General features: G+C 54.0%; 17 protein-coding genes. 7 read left to right on the forward strand and 10 right to left on the reverse strand.

Translation table 11 applies throughout. The features are described from left to right. Positions 1-128 precede the first annotated feature (128 nt). Genes BRA471DRAFT_RS25765 through BRA471DRAFT_RS25775 form a run of 3 tightly spaced genes read right to left on the reverse strand, consistent with a single transcriptional unit; the run spans position 129 to position 3,998 of the window. Positions 129-1,712 carry a hypothetical protein gene (locus BRA471DRAFT_RS25765; protein WP_198287839.1) on the reverse strand — a complete coding sequence of 528 codons (1,584 nt, stop codon included), beginning with the start codon at positions 1,710-1,712 and terminating at the stop codon, positions 129-131. Next, complete coding sequence (locus tag BRA471DRAFT_RS37105) at positions 1,600-2,706, reverse strand: glycosyltransferase (protein ID WP_007612575.1); 1,107 nt, start codon at positions 2,704-2,706, stop codon at positions 1,600-1,602. The genes BRA471DRAFT_RS25765 and BRA471DRAFT_RS37105 overlap by 113 nt, the downstream gene beginning before the upstream one ends. Beyond that, positions 2,703-3,998: a glycosyltransferase family 4 protein gene (locus BRA471DRAFT_RS25775; protein WP_007612577.1), complete on the reverse strand. Its 1,296-nt coding sequence runs from the start codon at positions 3,996-3,998 to the stop codon at positions 2,703-2,705. Before BRA471DRAFT_RS25775 ends, BRA471DRAFT_RS37105 begins: the two co-directional genes overlap by 4 nt. On the opposite strand from BRA471DRAFT_RS25775, the gene BRA471DRAFT_RS25780 reads away from it, so the two are divergent. Beyond that, the gene (locus tag BRA471DRAFT_RS25780) at positions 3,987-4,220 is read left to right on the forward strand and encodes a hypothetical protein (RefSeq protein WP_035974255.1); all 234 of its coding nucleotides are present in this window, start codon (positions 3,987-3,989) and stop codon (positions 4,218-4,220) included. The genes BRA471DRAFT_RS25775 and BRA471DRAFT_RS25780 overlap by 12 nt on opposite strands. A gap of 28 nt (positions 4,221-4,248) precedes the next feature. Here BRA471DRAFT_RS25780 and BRA471DRAFT_RS25785 read toward each other — a convergent pair whose 3' ends face one another. Together BRA471DRAFT_RS25785 and BRA471DRAFT_RS37110 are read right to left on the reverse strand one after the other, a co-directional pair. After that, positions 4,249-5,556 (reverse strand): nucleotide sugar dehydrogenase, encoded by a 1,308-nt coding sequence (locus BRA471DRAFT_RS25785; RefSeq protein ID WP_007612580.1) that lies wholly within the window; start codon positions 5,554-5,556, stop codon positions 4,249-4,251. An 8-nt stretch (positions 5,557-5,564) separates the two neighbouring features. Beyond that, entirely contained in the window at positions 5,565-6,338 is a 774-nt protein-coding gene (locus BRA471DRAFT_RS37110; protein WP_007612587.1) for a class I SAM-dependent methyltransferase, read from the reverse strand. Positions 6,339-6,763: 425 nt separating this feature from the next. Here BRA471DRAFT_RS37110 and BRA471DRAFT_RS37115 point away from each other — a divergent pair, with 425 nt between their 5' ends. Continuing rightward, positions 6,764-6,988: a DUF2061 domain-containing protein gene (locus tag BRA471DRAFT_RS37115; RefSeq protein ID WP_007612588.1), complete on the forward strand. Its 225-nt coding sequence runs from the start codon at positions 6,764-6,766 to the stop codon at positions 6,986-6,988. Here BRA471DRAFT_RS37115 and BRA471DRAFT_RS25800 read toward each other — a convergent pair. Further along, complete coding sequence (locus tag BRA471DRAFT_RS25800) at positions 6,985-8,469, reverse strand: lipopolysaccharide biosynthesis protein (protein ID WP_007612590.1); 1,485 nt, start codon at positions 8,467-8,469, stop codon at positions 6,985-6,987. The genes BRA471DRAFT_RS37115 and BRA471DRAFT_RS25800 overlap by 4 nt on opposite strands. 231 nt (positions 8,470-8,700) lie before the next feature. Here BRA471DRAFT_RS25800 and BRA471DRAFT_RS25805 point away from each other — a divergent pair, with 231 nt between their 5' ends. Beyond that, positions 8,701-9,396, forward strand: a complete 696-nt coding sequence (locus tag BRA471DRAFT_RS25805; RefSeq protein ID WP_007612594.1) for a class I SAM-dependent methyltransferase — start codon at positions 8,701-8,703, stop codon at positions 9,394-9,396. Between the two features lie 155 nt (positions 9,397-9,551). On the opposite strand, the gene BRA471DRAFT_RS25810 is transcribed toward BRA471DRAFT_RS25805, so the two are convergent. Beyond that, a complete protein-coding gene (locus BRA471DRAFT_RS25810) occupies positions 9,552-10,505 on the reverse strand; it encodes a sulfotransferase (RefSeq protein WP_007612595.1) in 954 nt (317 codons plus the stop codon). A 211-nt stretch (positions 10,506-10,716) separates the two neighbouring features. Between BRA471DRAFT_RS25810 and BRA471DRAFT_RS25820 the strand changes: the two genes are divergently transcribed. The 4 genes from BRA471DRAFT_RS25820 (at position 10,717) to cysN (ending at position 16,154) form a co-directional block, all read left to right on the forward strand. Beyond that, on the forward strand, positions 10,717-12,096 hold the full coding sequence (locus BRA471DRAFT_RS25820) for an O-antigen ligase (protein WP_007612596.1): 1,380 nt from the start codon (positions 10,717-10,719) through the stop codon (positions 12,094-12,096). 451 nt (positions 12,097-12,547) lie between these two features. Then, complete coding sequence (cysQ, locus tag BRA471DRAFT_RS25825; protein WP_007612598.1) at positions 12,548-13,342, forward strand: 3'(2'),5'-bisphosphate nucleotidase CysQ; 795 nt, start codon at positions 12,548-12,550, stop codon at positions 13,340-13,342. After that, complete coding sequence (gene cysD, locus BRA471DRAFT_RS25830; RefSeq protein WP_007612599.1) at positions 13,339-14,271, forward strand: sulfate adenylyltransferase subunit CysD; 933 nt, start codon at positions 13,339-13,341, stop codon at positions 14,269-14,271. Before cysQ ends, cysD begins: the two co-directional genes overlap by 4 nt. Then, positions 14,271-16,154: a sulfate adenylyltransferase subunit CysN gene (cysN, locus tag BRA471DRAFT_RS25835; RefSeq protein ID WP_007612600.1), complete on the forward strand. Its 1,884-nt coding sequence runs from the start codon at positions 14,271-14,273 to the stop codon at positions 16,152-16,154. The genes cysD and cysN overlap by 1 nt, the downstream gene beginning before the upstream one ends. Before the next feature lie 893 nt (positions 16,155-17,047). Here cysN and BRA471DRAFT_RS25840 read toward each other — a convergent pair. Genes BRA471DRAFT_RS25840 through BRA471DRAFT_RS25850 form a run of 3 tightly spaced genes read right to left on the reverse strand, consistent with a single transcriptional unit; the run spans position 17,048 to position 20,262 of the window. After that, entirely contained in the window at positions 17,048-18,160 is a 1,113-nt protein-coding gene (locus BRA471DRAFT_RS25840; RefSeq protein WP_007612601.1) for a DegT/DnrJ/EryC1/StrS aminotransferase family protein, read from the reverse strand. A 27-nt stretch (positions 18,161-18,187) separates the two neighbouring features. Then, positions 18,188-19,207: an alpha-ketoacid dehydrogenase subunit beta gene (locus tag BRA471DRAFT_RS25845; RefSeq protein WP_007612602.1), complete on the reverse strand. Its 1,020-nt coding sequence runs from the start codon at positions 19,205-19,207 to the stop codon at positions 18,188-18,190. Further along, positions 19,204-20,262 carry a thiamine pyrophosphate-dependent dehydrogenase E1 component subunit alpha gene (locus BRA471DRAFT_RS25850; protein WP_007612603.1) on the reverse strand — a complete coding sequence of 353 codons (1,059 nt, stop codon included), beginning with the start codon at positions 20,260-20,262 and terminating at the stop codon, positions 19,204-19,206. Before BRA471DRAFT_RS25850 ends, BRA471DRAFT_RS25845 begins: the two co-directional genes overlap by 4 nt. Positions 20,263-20,362: the final 100 nt, after the last annotated feature.

A 20,362-nucleotide genomic window follows, 5' to 3' on the forward strand; every position in this document is an offset into this window, starting at 1 on the left:
GAGCGGCTCACTTGAGTGCTATCTAAGACCTGCTAATGCTCCCTCCGTCTTATCTAAATTGGTTGTGACGAGTGGCCACCGCACCCTAACCAAGCTCTGTTGCAAGCCCCCTCTCAATTACTGTGTGATCAACTCGACGTCCGGACGTCATGTCGGCTTACATTCTCCAAGCCCTGATGCCAGGAGTTCGGTTTTCGCGAGCAACTTGGATAAAAGGCTAAGATCGGCCCACGCGGCATCAACGCCAAGTACATGACGATCATGTCGAGGTTCATCGATACGAGGTAGGACATCAAAATGAACCCAAAGGTCGCTAGTCCGACAGCAGCCATCGCTTTCGAGGAACGAACTAATTGCAGGCCTGCACAGCCGAAAAGGGAGAGCCACAGCGCGCCGCCTATGAGACCAGTGTCTACTACTGCCGCGCTTAGCGTCGCGGTTCGGACGGCGGTATCGTAACTTCTGGGTAAACTCCATCCGAACTCCCGCGCGACTTCGTGAAATTCGGGAATCAAGACGACTCGATGTGTATAATAGCCCGTCCCGAACAAAACGCGCGTGATACCGTCATCCAGCATAAATCGCATTGCACCGATAAGAGCAACCTTACGATCGATATCCTGAGTTCCGAGACCAGCCGGATCGGCAAAGGCGGACCGGCTCGCCGCCGCGTCGCCAATGGCCCGTTGCACCACCGCCGTTTCTGCAACCCTCTCACGAATTGGTCCTGGAAGAAACCCTCCAAAAACTGCCAACCCAAATCTTACAGTCTTTAGCTCAAGAACTGCGCCAACGCCGTCGTCCTTCGGTTGCACAATCGCGGCAACGTCGCGGACGAATTGTGACGGGGTGAGGAGTTTTTCGTGATTCCATGGAAATCCAACTACAAACAACAGGTAGATTGCTGCCATAGCGATGGCTCGCGCCGCGCCGAGAAGCGGTGCCGCCAAAACGATAAAAACAATGAGCGAGAGCCAGACGCTCCGCGATTCATAGTAGAATCCCGCAAGTAGTGTTGTCGCAAATGTCAGGCAGAGCACTGTCCGGTCGGATCCTGACGAGGCCGACCGCGCGATCTGCGCCATTGCGGGATAGCTAAGCAATGCCGGAAACACCGCGACCGATGTTCCACTCCAAACGAAACCCTGTAGCGCGAATCTACTCATGTCGAGGAGATTTTCGGCAATTAAACCGGCCGCAATGTAGCCAAGAAAATAAACTGAGACTGACCAGCAGATCAGGCGCGCAACAACTGTTCGGTCGAAATCATTCGACGGGACCAGTCGCCAGGCCATCAAACCCAGCGCGAAGAACATGATCACGAAACGGATGATTCGAATGTCGAGAACAATGGCTCCGCGGATCGCCTGGGCGGCGAAGTAAACGCAGAATGCTATATACAGGGCACGATGCACACTCTCAAGTGCAGACATGTCCAGAGGCGCCGAGCGCAACAATGATGGCAAGAACGCAGCAAGCAGTATGTAAATGACAATCTCGTCAAGCACTGCATATCCGGAGATCATGACAGCGCTGAAGACGATCGCCGCAGTGGTTATTGCGAAGTAGGCAGGAGACGCCGCGCGCGCCGATACTACGTCAAACCAGGACAGCGCGCGATCGGTCGAGCAGAACGCGCTGATAGAGCTGTTCCATGCGCTCCATTTCTGACGTATAGTTGTTGGTGGCGAGGATTTTTGTTCTACCAGCATTCCCGACCTCTTTTCGGAGTCTCTCATTCCCGAGCAGCTCAGTGATTCGAGCAGAGAGGGCATCGCTGTCACCTGGAGAAACCAAGAACCCGTTCTGACCCTCGTCAATCCATCGATCGTTTTCACCCGTGTTAGTGATTACGGCTGGTACACCGCAAGCCATTGCCTCCGCCGTACTTGCTGCAATCCCAGCATCGGATAGTGACGTCGACACGTAGACGTCGGAACTCCTAAGCATATCGGGAAGCTTTACGTTGTCGTATCGGCCACCGAAAACAACGTGTTCGGCCACTCCGAGGACCCGAACTTGCTCGCGCAACTCGGCCTCTCGCGAACCTGATCCGCAGATGATGAACTTGGTGTTCGGCATAACACTAATAACACGAGGGACAGCGTTGATCAGGGTGCCAATATCGTAGACTGGCTCAAGATTACGAAGGCTAATCACAACCCGCTTGCCCTGAGCGTCCCAGGCTGTCTTCATGTCCTCGCTCGCGAGTCCCGGTGAAAACGTGTCTGTCTCGACTCCGAAAAACACGAGATGAACGCGCGATCGCGTGACTCCGATCGCGACCATGGCTTCGATCATGTGATAGGCATCACATGTAACGAGCGCGGCATTGCGAAGCGCCCATCCTACAAGAGCACCTTTGAACCGCGCCCGCCCTGCGAAAAGGACGTCGGATCCCCATGCAGTAACGACATAGGGCTGCAACCCTGAGAAGGCGCCAATCAGCCCGTATGACCCGGCGTAATGTGCGTGAAGTATGTCAGGTTTTAATCGAGCAAGGAGTGCTCGAACGCGGATCATCGCGCTTACAACGCTCACAATCTTCCCTGGGCCTGACATGTCATAAAATGTGGTATTCGGAAGACTGGGAAAGCGCGACGGTTTTAGCGAAATCCAATGAATCTCGTGTCCCCGTTGGGCGAAAAACCGGATCCAACGGAAGCTATGAACGGATTCTCCGGTGGCCAAAAAGCAGATCTTCATGGCGCGCCCCTGATCTCGATTGGACCCGAGGACCCCGCTATTGATCTCAAGTAATCGATCATTTCATTATAGACAGCCTCAGCGCGGTAAGAGCGTTCAAACAATGAGCGGGCGTTGTTACACTTTCGCTCCAAGACGTCCCGATTCTGCTCCAGAGTCTCGAGCACAGCCACCAGGGACGCAGAACGCCCACTTTCATATTGTGCGCCGATGTCGTATTTTTGGATCAGCTCGGCGAGAGCGCCGTTGAGGCAGGAAACTGTAGCGAGCCGGCCTGAAGCGTACTCGATGGGCTTATTCGGAACATTCCCCTCGAAACCTACGCCATTTCGATATGGCGCAAGCCCGACCTGCGAGATGCGCATTAGCGATTCGATTTCGGCCGCATTCACCCACCCGGGGACGATGAGATTCGGGGTCGTCTCTGCAGCCTCTCTGAGCTTCGCCAGATTTTCTCCGTTTCCACACAGGACAAAACGCACGCTCGACTTCCGATCCAGCAGCAAGCGCGCGGCACTCAACACCGTCTCATAGTCAAATCTATCGCTGAGCGACCCGAAGAAGCACACAGTTAGATAGCCATCGTTAGCGACACCACGCGCGCGCCATGCGGCCGTGTAAGCCTTCGTTGTCGTATCATCAGTGTCAAGTTGGGGATACCCAAACGGAAACACGCGATCAAACATCGTTCTGCTCCGACCGGCGCGTCGCACCCCCCAAGCAACGAAATCCTCGGAATTGCCCGTGATCCCAGCTGCCCCTCGACAGGCCTTGTTCACGACGGCCTCAAGCGGCATCAGAGCAAGCCTCGCCAAAGGCCTCGCGATTAGGGGGGCCTCCTCAGCAAAGATGTCAGGCCATAGGTCGCGAATGTCCAGGACCACCGGTACGCTGTGCTGACGTCCGTAGTTCACAGCAGCATAAGCGAGCTCTATGGTGGGCAACGATGCGAGCACGATATCCGGCTGCTGTAGCGCCTTCGCTTGCTTTGCAAATTGGCGGGCAATCTGAAGATGATCAATCTGCCTGCTTAACGAGATGTTCTTGCGATATCCGCACCCGTGGAGGAGTCGATATTCGATTCCGCCCGCGATCTGCGTCGTGTGACGACCGAAGCGATGACGCTTACTAAAGTGATCGAAGTCTGACGTCCACCATGTAACGCTGTCGCCAGAGTTGGCCAACATCTTGGCAATGAGCCCTGTGCGCCAAAGACGGGCGTAGTTGCCATCGATCGGGAGTGGTTCTCCAACCGTAATCAGCCAAATCTTGAGTGGATAATGTGCGACCACTATCGTCAATTCTGGGTTAAGACCGCGCTCACCGCCGAGCGGCGGCCGGATATGCACGCCATGCCAACTTTGGGAGCCGTTTTGCGCAGCAAAGCGGCGACGATTCTTTTGCTATTGACGGAGCAGATGTACTGCCCCAGTGCACAGTTCATGTCGATCCTTTCTGCGAATGCAAACGAAATAACAATCCAACTAGGACCGTCGATCGGATTCCATATTTGAAATGGAAAGACCGAGCACCACCGCAATGTCACGCCTTGATGATGTTCTCCGCAGGCTCAAGAAACTTTCCTCGACAATCGACTAGGAGCCGAGATTTTGCCTTTATGAACTCATAGTCGAACTTATCGTGATCAGTGGCGAGAACAATGCAATCGAAAGATTTGACGCTCTCTTCCGTGAGAACGGTACTCGTGAGATCGAAGTGGTGCTCACGCATGCGTGGAAAAACGGGCACATGCGGATCGCTATATGCAACCACCGCCCCTAGATACCGCATCTTTTCCATCAGGAACACCGACGGTGATTCTCGAACATCATCCACGTTCTTCTTGTACGCGATACCGAGAACCAGAACTTTGCTTCCGTTGATTGCCTTACGCCTCTGGTTTAGCGCTGTGACAATCTTTCCCACAACATAATCTGGCATCGACGAGTTGATTTCGCCTGCAAGCTCGATGAATCGAGTATGCATACCATACTCGCGGGCCTTCCAAGTGAGATAGAAGGGATCGATGGGGATACAGTGTCCGCCAATTCCGGGGCCGGGCTGATATGGGACAAAGCCGAACGGCTTAGTCGCGGCAGCCCGAATGACCTCGTGAATGTCAATGCCCATTTTATCCGCAAGAATCTTCATCTCGTTCACCAGACCGATATTGACGGACCGATGAATGTTCTCGAGCAGTTTTGTTAGCTCCGCAACGCGCGTTGAACTTACAGGAACGACCTTGTCAATAATCGCTCCATACAGCTCAAGTCCGGCCTCCAGACATCTTGCGGTATGCCCTCCGCAAATTTTGGGGATTGTTTGCGTAGAAAAATTCTTGTTGCCGGGATCTTCACGTTCAGGCGAAAAGACAAGATAAATGTCTTGACCAACCACCAATCCTTGCTGCTCGATGCGGGGCTTCAGTTCTTCGTCCGTCGTACCGGGATAGGTCGTACTTTCTAAGGAGACGATCATTCCAGGATGCAAAAAGGGCAACAGACCTTCGATTGTACCGATAACGAAGCTGAGGTCTGGCTCCCGATACTTGTTGAGCGGCGTCGGCACACAAAGAATGAGAGCATCAACACGAGAAGCCTGAGCGAATTCTGAGGTTGGCTCGAAATAACGGCCAATGACATTTGTTATACGTTGAGGCTCAATATGTTCGATGTAGGATTCGCCGCGGGCCAGAATGTCGATTTTCGTTGGGTCGATATCAAGCCCAATGACCTTGTAGCCAACTTCGCAGAACCTGAGCGCCAACGGTAAGCCGACATAGCCCAAACCAACGATTCCTATAACGGCCCTCTTAGACCTCAACCTCTCAATTAGCTGCATGTCGCGCATATCTTTGGCTACAACGAGGTAGCTGCGCAATAGAGCACTTTGTGAATTCGATCTGGTTTGGTTGCATCGATCTGCTCCGGCGGGTGATAAGAAACAAGGTTCTCGATAACTGAGTCAGGCATTGGCACCATCTGACCAAATACAAATCGCTTCAGCAGTTTCTTGCTCTGCATCGTCGCGGGCATTAAGTTCAGATCAACAGCAATTTTCTTGATCGGCCTAAGTAGTTTCTGCCTAAATGAGATCTGATCCACTTTCAAATAACCGAAGAACAATGGTCGGAAATTCGCGGCGTCGAGCAGCTCTCTCAGACCAACAACGCCGTGGTACACGGCGCTATGGGGACTCGGATTAAAATCGTAAAGATCCCGATTAGCATTCGATATGAGCAATTGGCCGCCGGGTCTCAAAACGCGTTTGGCCTCGGCCATGAACCTCTCGGCTGATGAAACGTAGTAAAGCGCCTCAAAGATGATGACCGTATCGAAACTCGCATCTCCGTACGGCAAGTCCTGAGCATCGAAGACTCTTAATTCAACGTCACTCCCAGCATGCTGCTGCGCGCGTGCAAGGATCTCCGGTGACAGATCACCCGCCGTGACCGATCGCGCTCGTTGCGCGAGATATCGAAGGCCAGGTCCCGCACCACAGGCAACTTCGAGCACATCCCGATTTTGAACATACTGGGCTGCCCAATAGTAACGATGACAAAGACGTTCCAGCTGCTCCTGGGAAATTTCTTCTCCGGGCAGCTCTGTAACTTCAAGGAAATGTTTTGTCATACTTGCGGGCTGCAGTGCTGTCTCGAGGGCTCAAGCTGCAAATGTTCAACCTACGTTGACACAACCGCGACGGTACGCTGATTAGTCAATCGCGGTACAGCTGAGTTCCCGCCTATCGGGCATCGCCCAAGAAACGTGCGATTGAGGCGCCCTCTTGTTTTCTCACTTTGCACTGGAGCTACACTACCCCAGACTATGAGCTTGGGCGCGACGCCCCGCTGTTCGCGTTAGTGCGCATATGTCAGAGCCGCCTCAACGGTGTCAAGCAGCATTTTTCAGCGGCTCAGGAAGCAGGAACAGATTAGACAAACCAGACACTTGCCCTAGGTTACGGGTCGGCTCCACCTGCTTTACGTTCGAGTACTATCCCATTATCTCGGTATTGGCTGGCCGAGGCCAAGTGCACGAGCAAGAGTGGAAAACGGATGAGTTCCTTCAACAAACACGAGGCACATGTACGATCCCTCTTAAAGGCGATCAGCTGGCGCCTCGCCGGGTCTTTGGACACATTCGTGATTAGCTTTATCGTAACCGGCAAGGCGGGCCTTGCGAGCGCGATCGCTTCAGTAGAAGTGGTAACAAAAATTTTCCTCTACTATTTTCACGAACGTGCTTGGGCCTTAATTCCATGGGGAAGGAAAAAAGACTAGTGCATCAGCCGATCGAGCCAGGCTGAGATGGGCCGCTGCAATGAGTTCCTGCAGATAGACTGGTCCCGCAAACTCTCGACCAGCAGGAATGACAAGAGCCCGATCAGTCCTACTAGACCCGCACCGAATAGAGAGGCCCAATCTAGCCACAATTTCGTCGCTACCGCGGCACCTATCATCGACAATCCGGCGGCGCAGAGCCAAGCGCTTGAGCGCCAGGGGAAGACAAACCCACCAAGTCGACTCAGATAAGCCGCACTCGCCGAAATTACGACCAGACTAGAAGCCGACATAGCTATAGCTACGGCAATCAGGCCGATCGGCAAAATACAAAAATATACAATCACAAGATTGAGCAACAAGCCGGCCAACCTAACGACCACACTGAATCGCGAGCTAACCATGAAGGTCGCAAAGCTGAGTAACTGTTCAAGGCCCATTAGCAAAATGGTCACGATCAACGCCCACATCAACGTTGGCTCAGGATTGAAATCACCGTGGATAAGCAGGCTCGCCGCGAGGTCATAGAATAAACCCAATGCAACAGCTACGGGGATCGTTAGAAAGAGATAATGCTCAATCGTCGCGGTCAAAATTGAAACCGCTCTATTGGCGCTCCCGGCGTTCCATGCAGCATTCATGTGGGGTATCGCGGTGAAATTTATCACCAATGCGCTCAAGCTAACAATCGATGCCAGCGAATAATTCGCGGAGTAGAGCCCAAGCGACGATAGCCCAAGTATATGGACAATCGCAAAACGACCAAGCGAGGCATTCGCCCACGCCAGATTTGACGATAAGACAATGCCGCCGGAGTGCAGAAAAGCCTTCGTCCAGAACCCATTCAAAGTTGAAACAGTGGCTGCCCTCAGTGTCGGCAAAACGTGAACAAAATAGACAGCAGCTACAACGAGCAGATTGCTTACGGACAAAAGCCACAGCAACCCTGCCAAGTCGAAGCCGGCCAACAGCCCTCCCCACATCAAGAGCAATCGCACTGCGCTCTTGGCAGAGTAGTATAGTGAGCACAGCGTGAGACGGCTGTCCGCCCGTAAAAATCCAATGACAAGTATTTCAAAGAGACTTTCTGTGACCATGAACACAGATGCCGCAATAATCGCGTGAGCGGCCGATCGATCGCCGAAGATCAAATCGCCGAGCTGATTAGGAAATGTCAGGGCCAATGCAACGCAGATGATGCCATTTGATATGACGATCAAAAGCACTCCGTTCAGGATCCGCCGTATATCGCCGCGCTTGGATCCTGGCACATATTGCGAGAGGGAATGGAAAAAGCCAAAAGATAGAATATTCGACATCAGCGCAAATGTGGTTAGAACCTGAGTCCAAGCGCCGAACGCCCAACGGTCCATATTTGCTGTTAAAATGGGGAGAAGAGCCACGCCCACAAGCCGGTCGACGACCACTGCCACGCCATAGATCAGCGTATCTCGCCTTAGTGAAGGCAAACGGTTTTGCATCCGCTTGGCCTAACAGACCTTTCACAAGGATCAAAGCTCGTGCTTTCGGCTGATCAAAAGGCGCTTTGGCACAACTACCGCTATAAAGCTGCGACTCGGCTTGGCTTATCGGTTCCAAAAGGGTAACAGATATCCAACTTAGATCAATCCTTGGTTGCGACACTGATCGCCCTCGACTAATGGGTGTCGCACCTTCTAGGAACACCAGCTACTTCTAGGAAACCGGGCTACGTGCGTCTACTTCGTATCATTGCCTATTGGCTCGATCATAGTCCGTTGGCGCGGCTTTGGCAGCTCGCCAAGTGGCGGGTTAAGTATTTGATAGGTCGCGTACCCGACTTTGCAACGCAAATCCGACAGCCCCATCGTCTGATACTCCGAGACATTGTACTGGGATTGAAGCCAGCATCGGTGTTAGAGATCGGCTGCGGTATGGGACCGAACCTATTCCTCCTATGGCAGGCGGATCACGGGCTAACCCTAACTGGTATGGACCCGAGTCGAGTAGCGATCGACGGAGCTGGCGCGGAGATGCGGCAGCGCGAGGCGAGTTCGATAGGCCTCGAAGTCGGCGCCGCAGATCAACTTTGCTGCTTGCCTGACAGCTCCGCCGATGTAGTCCTTGCAGATGCTGTCCTGATGTACATTCCACCCGATTTAATTGCCAAAACTCTTGCAGAGATGTTGCGGGTCTCGCGTTTTGGAGTCGTTTTGAGCACTTGGCATTTTGATGGATCGGTCGACAAAGGTCCAGAAGCAGTCCAAACAGTGCATTACGACGAGGAGACTTGGGTATACGACTATCGCCGATTGCTCGCTACTACACCCGCAATCAAGGTTGAGATATCACCCTACCCGGCGGACGTCTGGCGGGACAAGCGCTGGAACCGTTATGGCGCGATCGTTATGATACAACACGATCGGTAACCTCCGTTTTTGGACAAAGCGGCCTGACAGTTGGACCAGCGCGGCCGAAATTTTCCGGAGCCATTGGGCCGAGCTCTACGAAAGCTCACGGACTCGCGCGCAAGACCGCAATGCGTGGTTTTGAGCAAGCAATGCGTTTCGTGATTTAACGTACACTAGCGAAGCCACGCATCCAGATTGCGACCAATTCGATGCTGCAAAGCTTCGACGTCGCCGCGATAGAAGTCGAGAAATTGAACCTTGACGTCATCCGGCATAGGTAGCTTCTCCGTATTCCAGATCAGAAGCCGCTGCTTTAGGCTCTGTAACGCCTTCTGTGGAACAACTCGGCGCATCAAACTTTTCAGGCCATATTGCCTGCGGAGGAGCAGTTCGTGAAGCCACTCATTGCGTAATCTTCCCGAGACATTGTAAGTCGTCGAAGTGTCAGGCACAAAGTCATCCGCGACACCAATGTGTGCGTACATTTCCCTGCAGACGGCCCCCGCGCTCCTGCTGAGGTCGTCAGCCAATATGATTTTGAGACTGTCCCCGCCGAACGCATCTTGCCAAGCCGCGACTTGAGCGGCATAGTTACCAAAGCCACGATAATCATATGAGGGATGCCAACCTGCCGATAGTCGCTTCTGAATGGTCGAATCGGCAGTTGCGATCTCGAATGGCAGCGTTTCGTAACCGTCACGAACGAACATCCAGTAATGCGACCAAATGCGTGCGATCGGATTGCGCAAAACCACTATGAATTTCAGTGAGTTCGCACGTTGGCGGTAGGTCGCACGAATATTATGGATTGTCGCATTGTGAAGATAAAGATATTCGGGCGTCGCTTCGCCCACCCTTTGCCCGGCCGTGGCCGGATCGAACAGTGCCGTGTAATCTGTTAAGTCGCTAATGACACCTGACCACATATCGGGAAAGGGCGCGGCTGGATTTTTGGCCGTCGCTTGACGACCCGCGAAACATAGGAAGCCCGGCTCTTTAAAGGTTCTCGGAACGAATATCTCTGGATGCTGGGCGAGATAGAAAAACAGCGACGTCGTGCCGCTTTTTGCTGCACCAATAACGAGAAAATCCGGAATGTTCTGGGGATGGCCCGGGGACAATTTCATGAGCACACTCGGAAAGCCCTTCCTTGAGTACCGAGAAAGGCACCTTGAGAGCTGTTTGGCCTATCAAAAGAACTACGATAAGACAAGTAAGCTCGCAATCGACCCGCTGGAGATCCGCATTTTCAGGCCAGAAGGCGAACTAGGTTCGAAGGGAGCCGAAAACTCGAGACTTCAGACTCCCAAAACTTTTGAATAGTGCGCTTGAGGTCAAATGGTATCCAAGGTTGATGTTTCGCGCCCGAGCAACAAGTTACCAAGCATGAGCGCCGATCCTGCCAGTTCATCGCCAGAAATGCGTCCGTCTTTGTTACACGGCTCCAGAGTCCGGACCGATATGGCGGATTACGTTGCCTTCTTACTTGCGGCATCACTTCCATGGTCGACGTCGTTGGTTTCCATCCTGGTTGTAGTATGGCTGATAACGACCGCCCCGACGATTGATTTTGGAACGTTCATACGATCGTTGGGACGACCGGTTTGCGCGCTGCCGATCGCGCTATTCGTCTTGGCCGTCGTGGGGACTCTGTGGTCCGACGCCCCTTGGGGTACGCGGCTTTACTACATAGGGCCGAATGCGAAACTCTTGGTCCTGCCGCTGCTGATTTACCACTTTGAGCGTTCAAGGCACGGACGACGGGTATTTATCGCCTTCTTGGCGTCCTGCACAGCGCTGCTGATGGTGTCGTGGCTATCGTATCTTAATCCTCCCTTTGTCTACAACGTGGCACGTCAGATTGGTTTTCCTTTTAAGGTCTATATCATTGGAGTACCTGTCAAAAACTACATAAGCCAAAGTCAGGAGTTTGTGCTTTGCGCGTTCGGGTTAGCAATTGCCGCGCAAAACCTGTGGGCCGCACATCATAGGAAAACTGCTATCGCAGCTATTGCGCTGGGATTTGCATTCCTCACCGATTTGCTGGTTGTAATTTCGGCTCGAACAGCTTTCGTCTCTATTCCGCTGCTGTTGGCCATTCTTCTGATTAGGCACGTTAGCCGGCGCAAATGCGTTGCTTTAGTTGTCACTGCTGGCGTGGCTATAGCCGTTCTCTGGACAGTTTCGCCTTATCTCCGAGCGCGTATGGAAAATGCGGTGACGGAGTACTCAAAATACACGAACGACAACCAGACGACTTCTTCAGGCGAGCGTCTCGAGTACTGGCGCAAATCAGTCAAATTTTTTCTGATGTCACCGTTCATCGGCCATGGAACTGGATCGATACGAGGCTTGTTCGAGCGAGATGCAGTAGGACGGACGGGAGTTTCGGCGGAAGTGGTAGAAAATCCGCACAACCAGACGTTTTACTTCGCGATTCAGTGGGGCGTCGTTGGCGTAGGACTGCTTTATGCGATGTGGATCGTTCACTTTTCTATTTTTCGTCACGATCAGTGGATCGCGTGGCTCGGAACGATCTTAGTAGTTCAGAACATCGTTGGTTCTATTTTCAATTCTCACATCTCCGATTTTGTCGAGGGCTGGATCTACGTTATCGGAGTTGGAGTAGCCGGTGGGATGTCAATTAAGTTCGATGCGGATGCCAAGGAGTCGCGAGAGGTCTCCGCCCCCCTCTCTGAAATGCGCGCGTCCCCGTGACGCCTCGATGCGCGGAAGGACATCCGTTCGATTACCCCAAATATCTCAAGTTTTTGGCCATAGGTTAAGAACGGCAAATAAACCGCCCGCTCAGTAGCAATTAGTTCACCCAGAAATAACAAGGCGCTTGTCGCCTGGCGGTCGCCATATGTCGATAGCAAAGGAGCTTGCGGCCAAGCCCCTGGGCGCTTATGGCGGCAACTTGAGCCTCCTGGAACGGGAACGTTGCCGCTGTTGGTAGTTGGGCGCGGCCGCTCCAATCGGCTTCAAATGCGATGCGAGCAACCTCAAGACGATCTCAAAACCGGGATTGCGGAAAGCGTTCACGACCTATAGGGGCTAGTGGGGTGCTTGCGGTATCCTGTAAGCAGCTTCCGGCCCTGGAAGGTGGAATAGAGTCAGCCTATTCCGGGCCTCAATTGAAAGATACCCACTTGAAGAGAAGGTCCCGATGGAAGAATTTGACAGGATCGCTCGGCTATTCGGCTTGATCGCCGTCCGCGCAGGCGAGGTCATCATGAAGGATCGGGAATCTTCTGGCCGCCCTAAAATTAAGGCGGACGGCTCGCCTGTGACCGCCGCGGACCTTGAAGCTGACGAACTTATCCGATCCTGCCTTGAGCGGAACCTGTCGAACATCCCAGTGGTAAGCGAGGAGACTAGCCCGAATGTCCTCTCGTTCGGAGCTGACCGCTTCATCCTAGTGGACCCGCTTGACGGAACGAAGGAATTCATACGGGGAGAGAGTGATTTTACAGTGAACATTGCTCTCATCGAACGCGCCACTCCTGTTGCAGGCGCAGTGTACGCTCCGGCCTTGCACCAGCTCTATATGGGCGGCACGACTGCATTCAAGCTGGACACTCGCGGAGACAATACCGCCCTCTCATTCAGCAACATGCATTCGATAAAGGTGCGAACAGCTCCCTCCCAAGGGCCGCGCGCTGTCGTCAGCCGTTCTCACCTGGACGCGGCAACGAAGGCGTGGATTGAATGCCACCAGATCAACGACTTCCGAGCTTCCGGCTCATCTCTGAAGTTCTGTATCATCGCTGAGGGCGAGGCTGATGTTTACCCTCGACTCGCGCCAACGATGGAATGGGACACGGCGGCCGGGCATGCTGTTCTTTCCGCTGCAGGCGGCAGCGTAGTCGCGCTCAACGGCTCCCCAATGCGCTATGGCAAGTTGGACTATCGAAACGGCGAATTTGTTGCTTGGGGAATGTCACCAGGATGTTCGAAATGAACGCACAAAATACCAAACCTGAAACCCGCAAATTGCCACTGCATCTACGCAGGCTGGAATCCGAATCGATCGAAATCATGCGCGATGTCTTGGCCGAGTTCAAAAAGCCAGTCATGCTTTACTCGATTGGCAAAGACTCAAGCGTCATGTTGCACGTCGGGTTGAAAGCTTTCTATCCGGGGAAGCTGCCCTTCCCGTTGATGCATGTCGATACGACCTGGAAGTTTCGCGAAATGATTGCTTTTCGCGATGAGACCGTGAGGCGTCTAGGCATCAATCTCATTGTACATACTAATAAGGAAGGGGTCGACCGGGGCATCAATCCGATTGGCTCCGGCTCTGCCCTGCACACTCAAGTGATGAAAACCGACGCGCTCAAGCAGGCGCTCGATCTCCATGGGTTTGATGCGGCATTCGGCGGCGCACGCCGGGACGAGGAGAAGAGTCGGGCTAAGGAACGCATCTTTTCATTCCGTTCCCACGGACATGTCTGGGATCCTCGCAATCAGAGGCCTGAGCTCTGGAATCTTTTCAACACGCGAATCCGCCCCGGCGAATCGATGCGTGTATTCCCCATGTCGAACTGGACCGAGCTCGACATCTGGGAGTACATCATGCTGGAAAGAATTCCGGTTGTTCCGCTCTATTTCGCCAAAAAGCGGCCGGTTGTTCAACGGAATGGTGCAATGATAATGGTCGACGACGAGCGGCTTCCGTTGTTACCGAATGAAAGACCGGAGCTTCGGATGATCCGTTTCCGTACGCTCGGCTGCTATCCGTTGAGCGGTGCCATCGAGTCCAACGCTTCCAACATTGAGGACATCGTTGCCGAGATGCAGGTCGCAAAAGTCTCGGAGCGCCAAGGGCGCCTGATAGATACCGACGAGGCGGCCTCGATGGAGAAGAAGAAGAGAGAAGGCTACTTCTGATGGATACATTGCGACGGACCGGCTCATCCGACAGCAAAGATCATCTCCGCTTCATTACCTGCGGCTCGGTTGACGACGGAAAGTCGACGCTAATCGGCCGGCTACTACACGACAGCAAGATGGTTTATGATGATCAATTGCAAGCACTCGCCCGCGACAGCACCCGGCACGGAACTACCGGCAATGAGATTGACTTTGCCCTTCTAGTTGACGGCCTTGAGGCCGAGCGCGAACAAGGAATAACTATCGATGTAGCTTATCGCTTTGTCGCCACACCTCGCAGAGCCTTCATGGTGGCAGATACGCCCGGTCACGAACAATATACCCGCAACATGGCGACAGGTGCCTCCAACGCCCAGCTTGCCATAATCCTAATCGACGCACGCAAAGGCGTGTTGGTGCAAACCAAGCGCCACTCATTCATTTGTTCCCTCTTGGGCATTCGGCATATCGTTCTAGCGGTGAACAAGATTGATCTTGTCGACTACCGCAAGGAAGTGTTCGACCGCATCGTAGGCGATTATGCTGCCTTCGCGTCGACGCTTGGCTTCGCCTCGATTGCACCGATCCCGGTATGCGCCAGGTACGGCGACAACATCATCAGCCGATCGGGAAATACAGACTGGTATCAGGGTCCTTGTCTATTGGAGCACCTGGAGAGAGTCGATGTAGATTCCGACACTGCGAATCTGCCGTTCCGCTTTCCGGTGCAGTGGGTGAACCGGCCCAATCTCGATTTTCGTGGTTATGCGGGAACGGTCGCTTCTGGTAGCATCACCCTCGGCGACGAGATTGTCGTGGCGGCTTCGGGCCGCAACTCCCAAGTCAAGCAGATCGTGACCTACGACGGCGAACTTTTGCGGGCTGAAGCAGGCGATGCCGTAACCATCACGCTTACTGACGAAATTGACGTCGGCCGTGGAGATATCTTGGCTACGCCGACGGAAAGCCCTTACGTCGCCGATCAGTTTGCGGCCCACGTCATATGGATGGACGAGGAAGCCTTGGTGCCAGGTCGGACTTATGCCTTTAGGGTTGGCACCCAATCAATCCCTGCCGGAAGCTTCACTGGGATCAAATACAAGATCGACGTGAACACACGTGAGCATCTCGCGGCCACTACACTCGGGCTGAACGAGATTGGGTTCTGCAACGTTGCCACGGCGCGTCCCGTTAGTTTCGACCCATATGAACTGAACCGACGCACCGGTTCGTTCATTGTGATCGATCGTTACACCAATCGAACAGTTGGCGCGGGCATGATCAGTTTCCCGCTGCGGCGCGCTACCAATATTGCCTGGCAGCCACTCGCAATCGGAAAGAAGGAGCGGTCGGAGTTGAAGCACCAGAAGCCCTGTATCATCTGGTTCACTGGGCTCTCCGGCGCAGGTAAGTCGACCATCGCCAACATTGTCGACCAGAAGCTATTCGCGATGTCATGTCACACTATGCTCCTGGATGGCGATAACATCCGCCACGGCCTTAACCGTGATCTCGGCTTCACCGAGGCGGATCGGGTTGAGAACATCCGAAGAGTGGGGGAAGTTGCGAAATTGATGGTCGAGAGCGGGCTGATCGTGATCTGCTCTTTCATTTCGCCCTACACGGCCGAGCGGGACATGATTAGAGAACTCGTCGACGAAGGCGAGTTCGTGGAGGTCTTCGTCGACACGCCAATGGAGGAGTGTGAACGGCGTGATCCAAAAGGCCTCTATTCTAAAGCTAAGGCCGGCAAGATCAAAAACTTCACCGGGGTGGACGCGCCATACCAGCCTCCGGCCGCCCCAGAGATTCGTTTGGAAACTGTTGGACAACAGCCAGACCAACTGGCCAACAAGGTCATCGAAATATTGATACAGCACGGCGCCGTCCGTCGCAACTGACCGAAAGAATGATCATTGTCCTGCAGCGGTGTCTGACATCGATCCTCATTGGAGACACTCAACGGGGTATTCGTTAAGGCTTGACGGTATCAGGTTTGATAGCCAGAACTTTTGAGACAGTTGGCGCATTCCGCGGGGTGATAGCATTGCATGCGCGATGAGACTCGGACCGCGTCGAAGGTCGCTCGGCGGCTTTGCGAAGCAGGTACTTGAGATTGGCAAGGATCTATATTCGGTTGTGGCCCAGCTCTCGTCGATGAAGGCCAGTCGCTGAGCTTCACCGCGACCTTGATGCTTTTCCTTCGGGCTTGCGTGGCGCAACCTCGGGAGGAGCGTGCCAGCCCGCCACGCCGTTTTGAAGCTAAGCTTCTCGGCGTGCACGAAGTCGCATACCAACTATGGGGACCTTCGAACCGCGTACGGCAAGCTCGCCAACGAGGTCATTTATGGTGAAATCGCTATCCTTGATCGCTACTAGGCAGTCGGCGAAACCTTCCGAAACTGCCATCGGCTTGTGCCCGCCCTATTTAATCAGGCTCAACGTAGCCGTCTCGTCAACGCGCTACATCCAGCCTATTGCCGTGCTGCTCGCGTCCCCAATTGATTGCGCGATATCCCGACCTGGAACGCGACGCGACAGGTTTGCCGTAGAGAATATTACTTGCCTATCCATGCTGGCCTCCTATCAGCCAGCATGTTGATTTGAGTCAAGCTGAATTGGAAATCCCGAATCTATTCAACCTAATCTATCTCGCTTTAGAGATGCGAGCTGACTAACCAGGTCGGGGAGTTAACTTGGGTCCTCCTGCACTGCAACCAATCTGAATTTGTTAGCCGCTCCCATCGCGCTCCAATCTCCAAAGCAGCACCGGACAACCGTCGAAGCTATTCTTCTAGCGGTAAAATTGTCTAACTTGGTCGATGATATAGTTCACCTCTGCATCAGTTAGCATGTGGTTCATCGGCAAAAGAAGTGACCGCTCAAAGAAGCGATCAGTCCGCTTGAGCTCTTGGCTGAAGCCTAATCCGCGCATCTGGTGCATCCCAAGCCCACCCCACTGAACGATCGTACCTATTCCTGTAGCCCGCAAGTGCGAGCGTAATTCGTCGCGGCGGTCCGCCTCTAGCTCATAGTTTTGGAATACGTCAACTCGGTCGGAATCTGAGTCGGGCCCTGGTGGTCGGGATATTTCTTCAAGGTCGGCAAATGCATCGTGATAACGCTTTGCGATCTCTCGTCGGCGGTCCAAGGTTTCAGCGTAATAGCCGAGCTTGTAGTTCAAGATAGCCGCGTGGATATTGTCGAGCCGCGAATTGGTGCCCCAGACGGCAATGTCTGGCTCGATTACTTTATCTTCATTTGCACCATGGTTGCGCATTAGTTTCACGCGGCGCGCGATCTCGTCATCGTTTGTAACAAGGGCACCGCCGTCGCCGAAGCAGCCCAGGGTTTTCGACGGATAGAAACTATAGCACCCCCATTGACCGATCGTGCCGGTTGGCCGCCCCTTGTATTTCGCACCAAGCGCTTGCGCGGAATCCTCAATCACGATCAAGTTGTGCCGGTGAGCGATTGCCTGGATTTGATCCATATCACAAGTTCGACCGTTGACCTGAACGGGCATCAAAAAACGGGTCCGCTCAGTAATTGCCTTCTCCATCGCAGCCGGATCGACCATCCAATCCTCGCCGATCTCAACTAGGATCGGCACACCACCCGCGTGGTGGATCGATTGCGCCGCGGCAACGAAACCGTGCGATGGTAGAATGACCTCATCTCCGGGGCGAATCCCCGATGCGCGCAGTCCCAACAGAATGGCGTTCGTGGCATCAGACAGTGCAACAGCATGCTTGACCCCCAAGAAGGTGCGCAAGTTTTCCTCGAACTTGACGACATCCTTTTGAAGGATAAATCCTCCGCGCATGCACGTCTCATGCATGATTTCGCGAAATTTGTCGCTTCGTTCCGTGTAAAGGCGCGACCAATCAAAGAAGGGAACTTGCATTTGAAATAACCTAATACGGATGAGGTCTTACTGAGGAGCCACCTGCGACAACTTAGCCCCGGCAGCATCGATCACAAGGTCCCGAGCAGCCGAAAATACACTTTCCGCAGTAGGATAGTATGTCGCTTCGAGAGGCTTGCTTGTCGGCGCTGGTGCGCTCGCGAGGCCGATGCGAAGCGGATTTGCACGCCAGGCTGAAACAGGGAGACGTTCGCAGACGGCTGCGATCACCTCAGCACCGAAGCCGCACGTTTGCCAGCCTCCGTCGGCGACAATGAGCCGGCCAGTCTTTCGCACAGATCCCACGATGACCCGCGGATCAAAAGGATTGAGAATCCGGACGTCAATAATCTCGGCCGATACGCCATGCTCGTGCAGTAGATCAGCTGCTTCCTGCACAAGCTTGTATCCCCAACCGGCACCGACCATTGTCACGTCAGTTCCGCTGCGCCTAACTACAGGTCCCTGAAAATGTAACGGGTGATCGTAGACAGGTTGCATCTCGTCTTCGGAATCGTACAGCCAACGGTCATCGATGTACAAAACCGGGTCGTCACACAGCACCGACGAGATCAAGAGATCGCGGGCATCAATGGCCGTCGCGGGCATCACAACACGCAGTCCAGGAATATGCGCGAACCACGAATGAAGAGCCTGGGAGTGCTGCGCGCCCTGCTCACCTCCGCGATTTATGATCGAACGGATGGTCAGCGCGGGGTGCGCTTGGCCTCCGAGCATATGCGACCATTTCGCCGCCTGATTAACAATCGCGTCGCAGGCGAGGATCATGAAATCCATTCGGGGGTGAATAACGATAGGCCGATAACCACAGAGTGCTGCACCGATTGCCGCTCCTGTCGTTGCTGCTTCAGAGACAGGCGTGTCAATGATACGCTCTTTGCCGAACTTTTTCTCAAGTTCGAGCATCGTATTGCCAACGTACCATGGGCTCCACACGCCCTGCCCGAGGACAAAGACTTCCTTATGGTTCTCCAGCAGATATTCAAACCCCGCCCGAATAGCGTCTCCATATTTCATCCGACTCATGGCTCGCTTTCCTGCGCACGGCGTGGGCTTTTGTATACCATTTCCAAGAGCGCTGAGGCTTTCGGATATTCGGCTGCACGCGCGGCCTCGACCGCTTTTTCTACCTGGTCATCGATAGCAGCTCGGATGTCCTGCAGCCGCACTTGCGCAACCCCTCTCGCGCTAACAAGAGACTGCTCCAGCCTGTGTATCGGATCACGCTTCTTCCAAGCATTCAGTTCCGCGAGACTTCGATGAACACCAACGTCTACATCCTCATTCGGACCGACGTGTCCGAGCCACCGGTACGTCACGGCTTCCAACAGGCCGGGTCCAGCGCCGCTGCGCATTGGCGCGATAAGGCTGTCCGCCGCCTGAGCCACACTGACAACATCGTTGCCGTCGACAACCTCCGAACGGATGCAGTGAGCTTCGGCAAACCGTGACATGGAGGTCGCCGGCTGACGCAAGTGAAGATCGAGGTGGCTAGAGAACAGATTGTTTTCAACGACAAATAGAACCGGCAATTTCATTGCCGCTGCCATATTGAGCGTCTCATGAACCACGCCCTCCTCGCACGCACCGTCACCAAAGTACGCGACCGCCACATCGCCCTGGCCCGAGAATTTAGCGGCAAGAGCCGCACCAGCAGCAATAGGGATGGTTCCAGCTACGATGGGAACAGAACCCATGAAGCCGAATTCGCCCCCATATAGGTGCATCGAACCGCCCATTCCCTTCGAGCACCCACTCGCCTTGCCGAGAATCTCGGCTATTAGTGGACCCACAGCCCCGCCGAGCGCTAGGTAATGTCCATGCGAGCGGTGATTGCCGAAACAACGATCGGTTTTGCGCAGGTGTCGGGCGACGCCAACAGAGACCGCTTCCTGTCCGACCGCCAAATGACACGGGCACGCGGCCTCTCCGGAGCGAACTAGAGCCGCAATTGCGAGCTCGACCCTCCGAATTCGCAGCATTGTATCAAGATCCTGAAGTAGAGCCTCAGTATTCTCGTTACGAAGGTTGATCGGATCTCTAAATTGGCGAGGATCCGCCAGGTCACCCAAGTTCAGCATTTTGTGCCCCGCGGCTAGCTTCAAGACGGCTGCCAAGCTCGACCCCTGCAAGGAACTATCCAGGCTGCAGAAGCGCGCGGGACCATAGAAAAATACGATA

Origin of the sequence: Bradyrhizobium sp. WSM471 (assembly GCF_000244915.1) — a bacterium.
Lineage (GTDB): Bacteria > Pseudomonadota > Alphaproteobacteria > Rhizobiales > Xanthobacteraceae > Bradyrhizobium.

Bases quoted from the DNA above. Each gene is read 5' to 3' on its own strand.
- cysN (WP_007612600.1), top strand. From the start codon at position 14,271: ATGGATACATTGCGACGGACCGGCTCATCCGACAGCAAAGATCATCTC.
- BRA471DRAFT_RS25850 (WP_007612603.1), bottom strand. From the start codon at position 20,262: ATGCTGAACTTGGGTGACCTGGCGGATCCTCGCCAATTTAGAGATCCG.
- BRA471DRAFT_RS25800 (WP_007612590.1), bottom strand. From the start codon at position 8,469: ATGCAAAACCGTTTGCCTTCACTAAGGCGAGATACGCTGATCTATGGC.
- BRA471DRAFT_RS37105 (WP_007612575.1), bottom strand. From the start codon at position 2,706: ATGAAGATCTGCTTTTTGGCCACCGGAGAATCCGTTCATAGCTTCCGT.
- BRA471DRAFT_RS37115 (WP_007612588.1), top strand. From the start codon at position 6,764: ATGAGTTCCTTCAACAAACACGAGGCACATGTACGATCCCTCTTAAAG.
- BRA471DRAFT_RS37110 (WP_007612587.1), bottom strand. From the start codon at position 6,338: ATGACAAAACATTTCCTTGAAGTTACAGAGCTGCCCGGAGAAGAAATT.
- BRA471DRAFT_RS25765 (WP_198287839.1), bottom strand. From the start codon at position 1,712: ATGCTGGTAGAACAAAAATCCTCGCCACCAACAACTATACGTCAGAAA.
- BRA471DRAFT_RS25820 (WP_007612596.1), top strand. From the start codon at position 10,717: ATGGTATCCAAGGTTGATGTTTCGCGCCCGAGCAACAAGTTACCAAGC.
- BRA471DRAFT_RS25780 (WP_035974255.1), top strand. From the start codon at position 3,987: ATGTGCGACCACTATCGTCAATTCTGGGTTAAGACCGCGCTCACCGCC.
- BRA471DRAFT_RS25845 (WP_007612602.1), bottom strand. From the start codon at position 19,207: ATGAGTCGGATGAAATATGGAGACGCTATTCGGGCGGGGTTTGAATAT.
- cysQ (WP_007612598.1), top strand. From the start codon at position 12,548: ATGGAAGAATTTGACAGGATCGCTCGGCTATTCGGCTTGATCGCCGTC.
- BRA471DRAFT_RS25810 (WP_007612595.1), bottom strand. From the start codon at position 10,505: ATGAAATTGTCCCCGGGCCATCCCCAGAACATTCCGGATTTTCTCGTT.
- cysD (WP_007612599.1), top strand. From the start codon at position 13,339: ATGAACGCACAAAATACCAAACCTGAAACCCGCAAATTGCCACTGCAT.
- BRA471DRAFT_RS25785 (WP_007612580.1), bottom strand. From the start codon at position 5,556: ATGCGCGACATGCAGCTAATTGAGAGGTTGAGGTCTAAGAGGGCCGTT.
- BRA471DRAFT_RS25840 (WP_007612601.1), bottom strand. From the start codon at position 18,160: ATGCAAGTTCCCTTCTTTGATTGGTCGCGCCTTTACACGGAACGAAGC.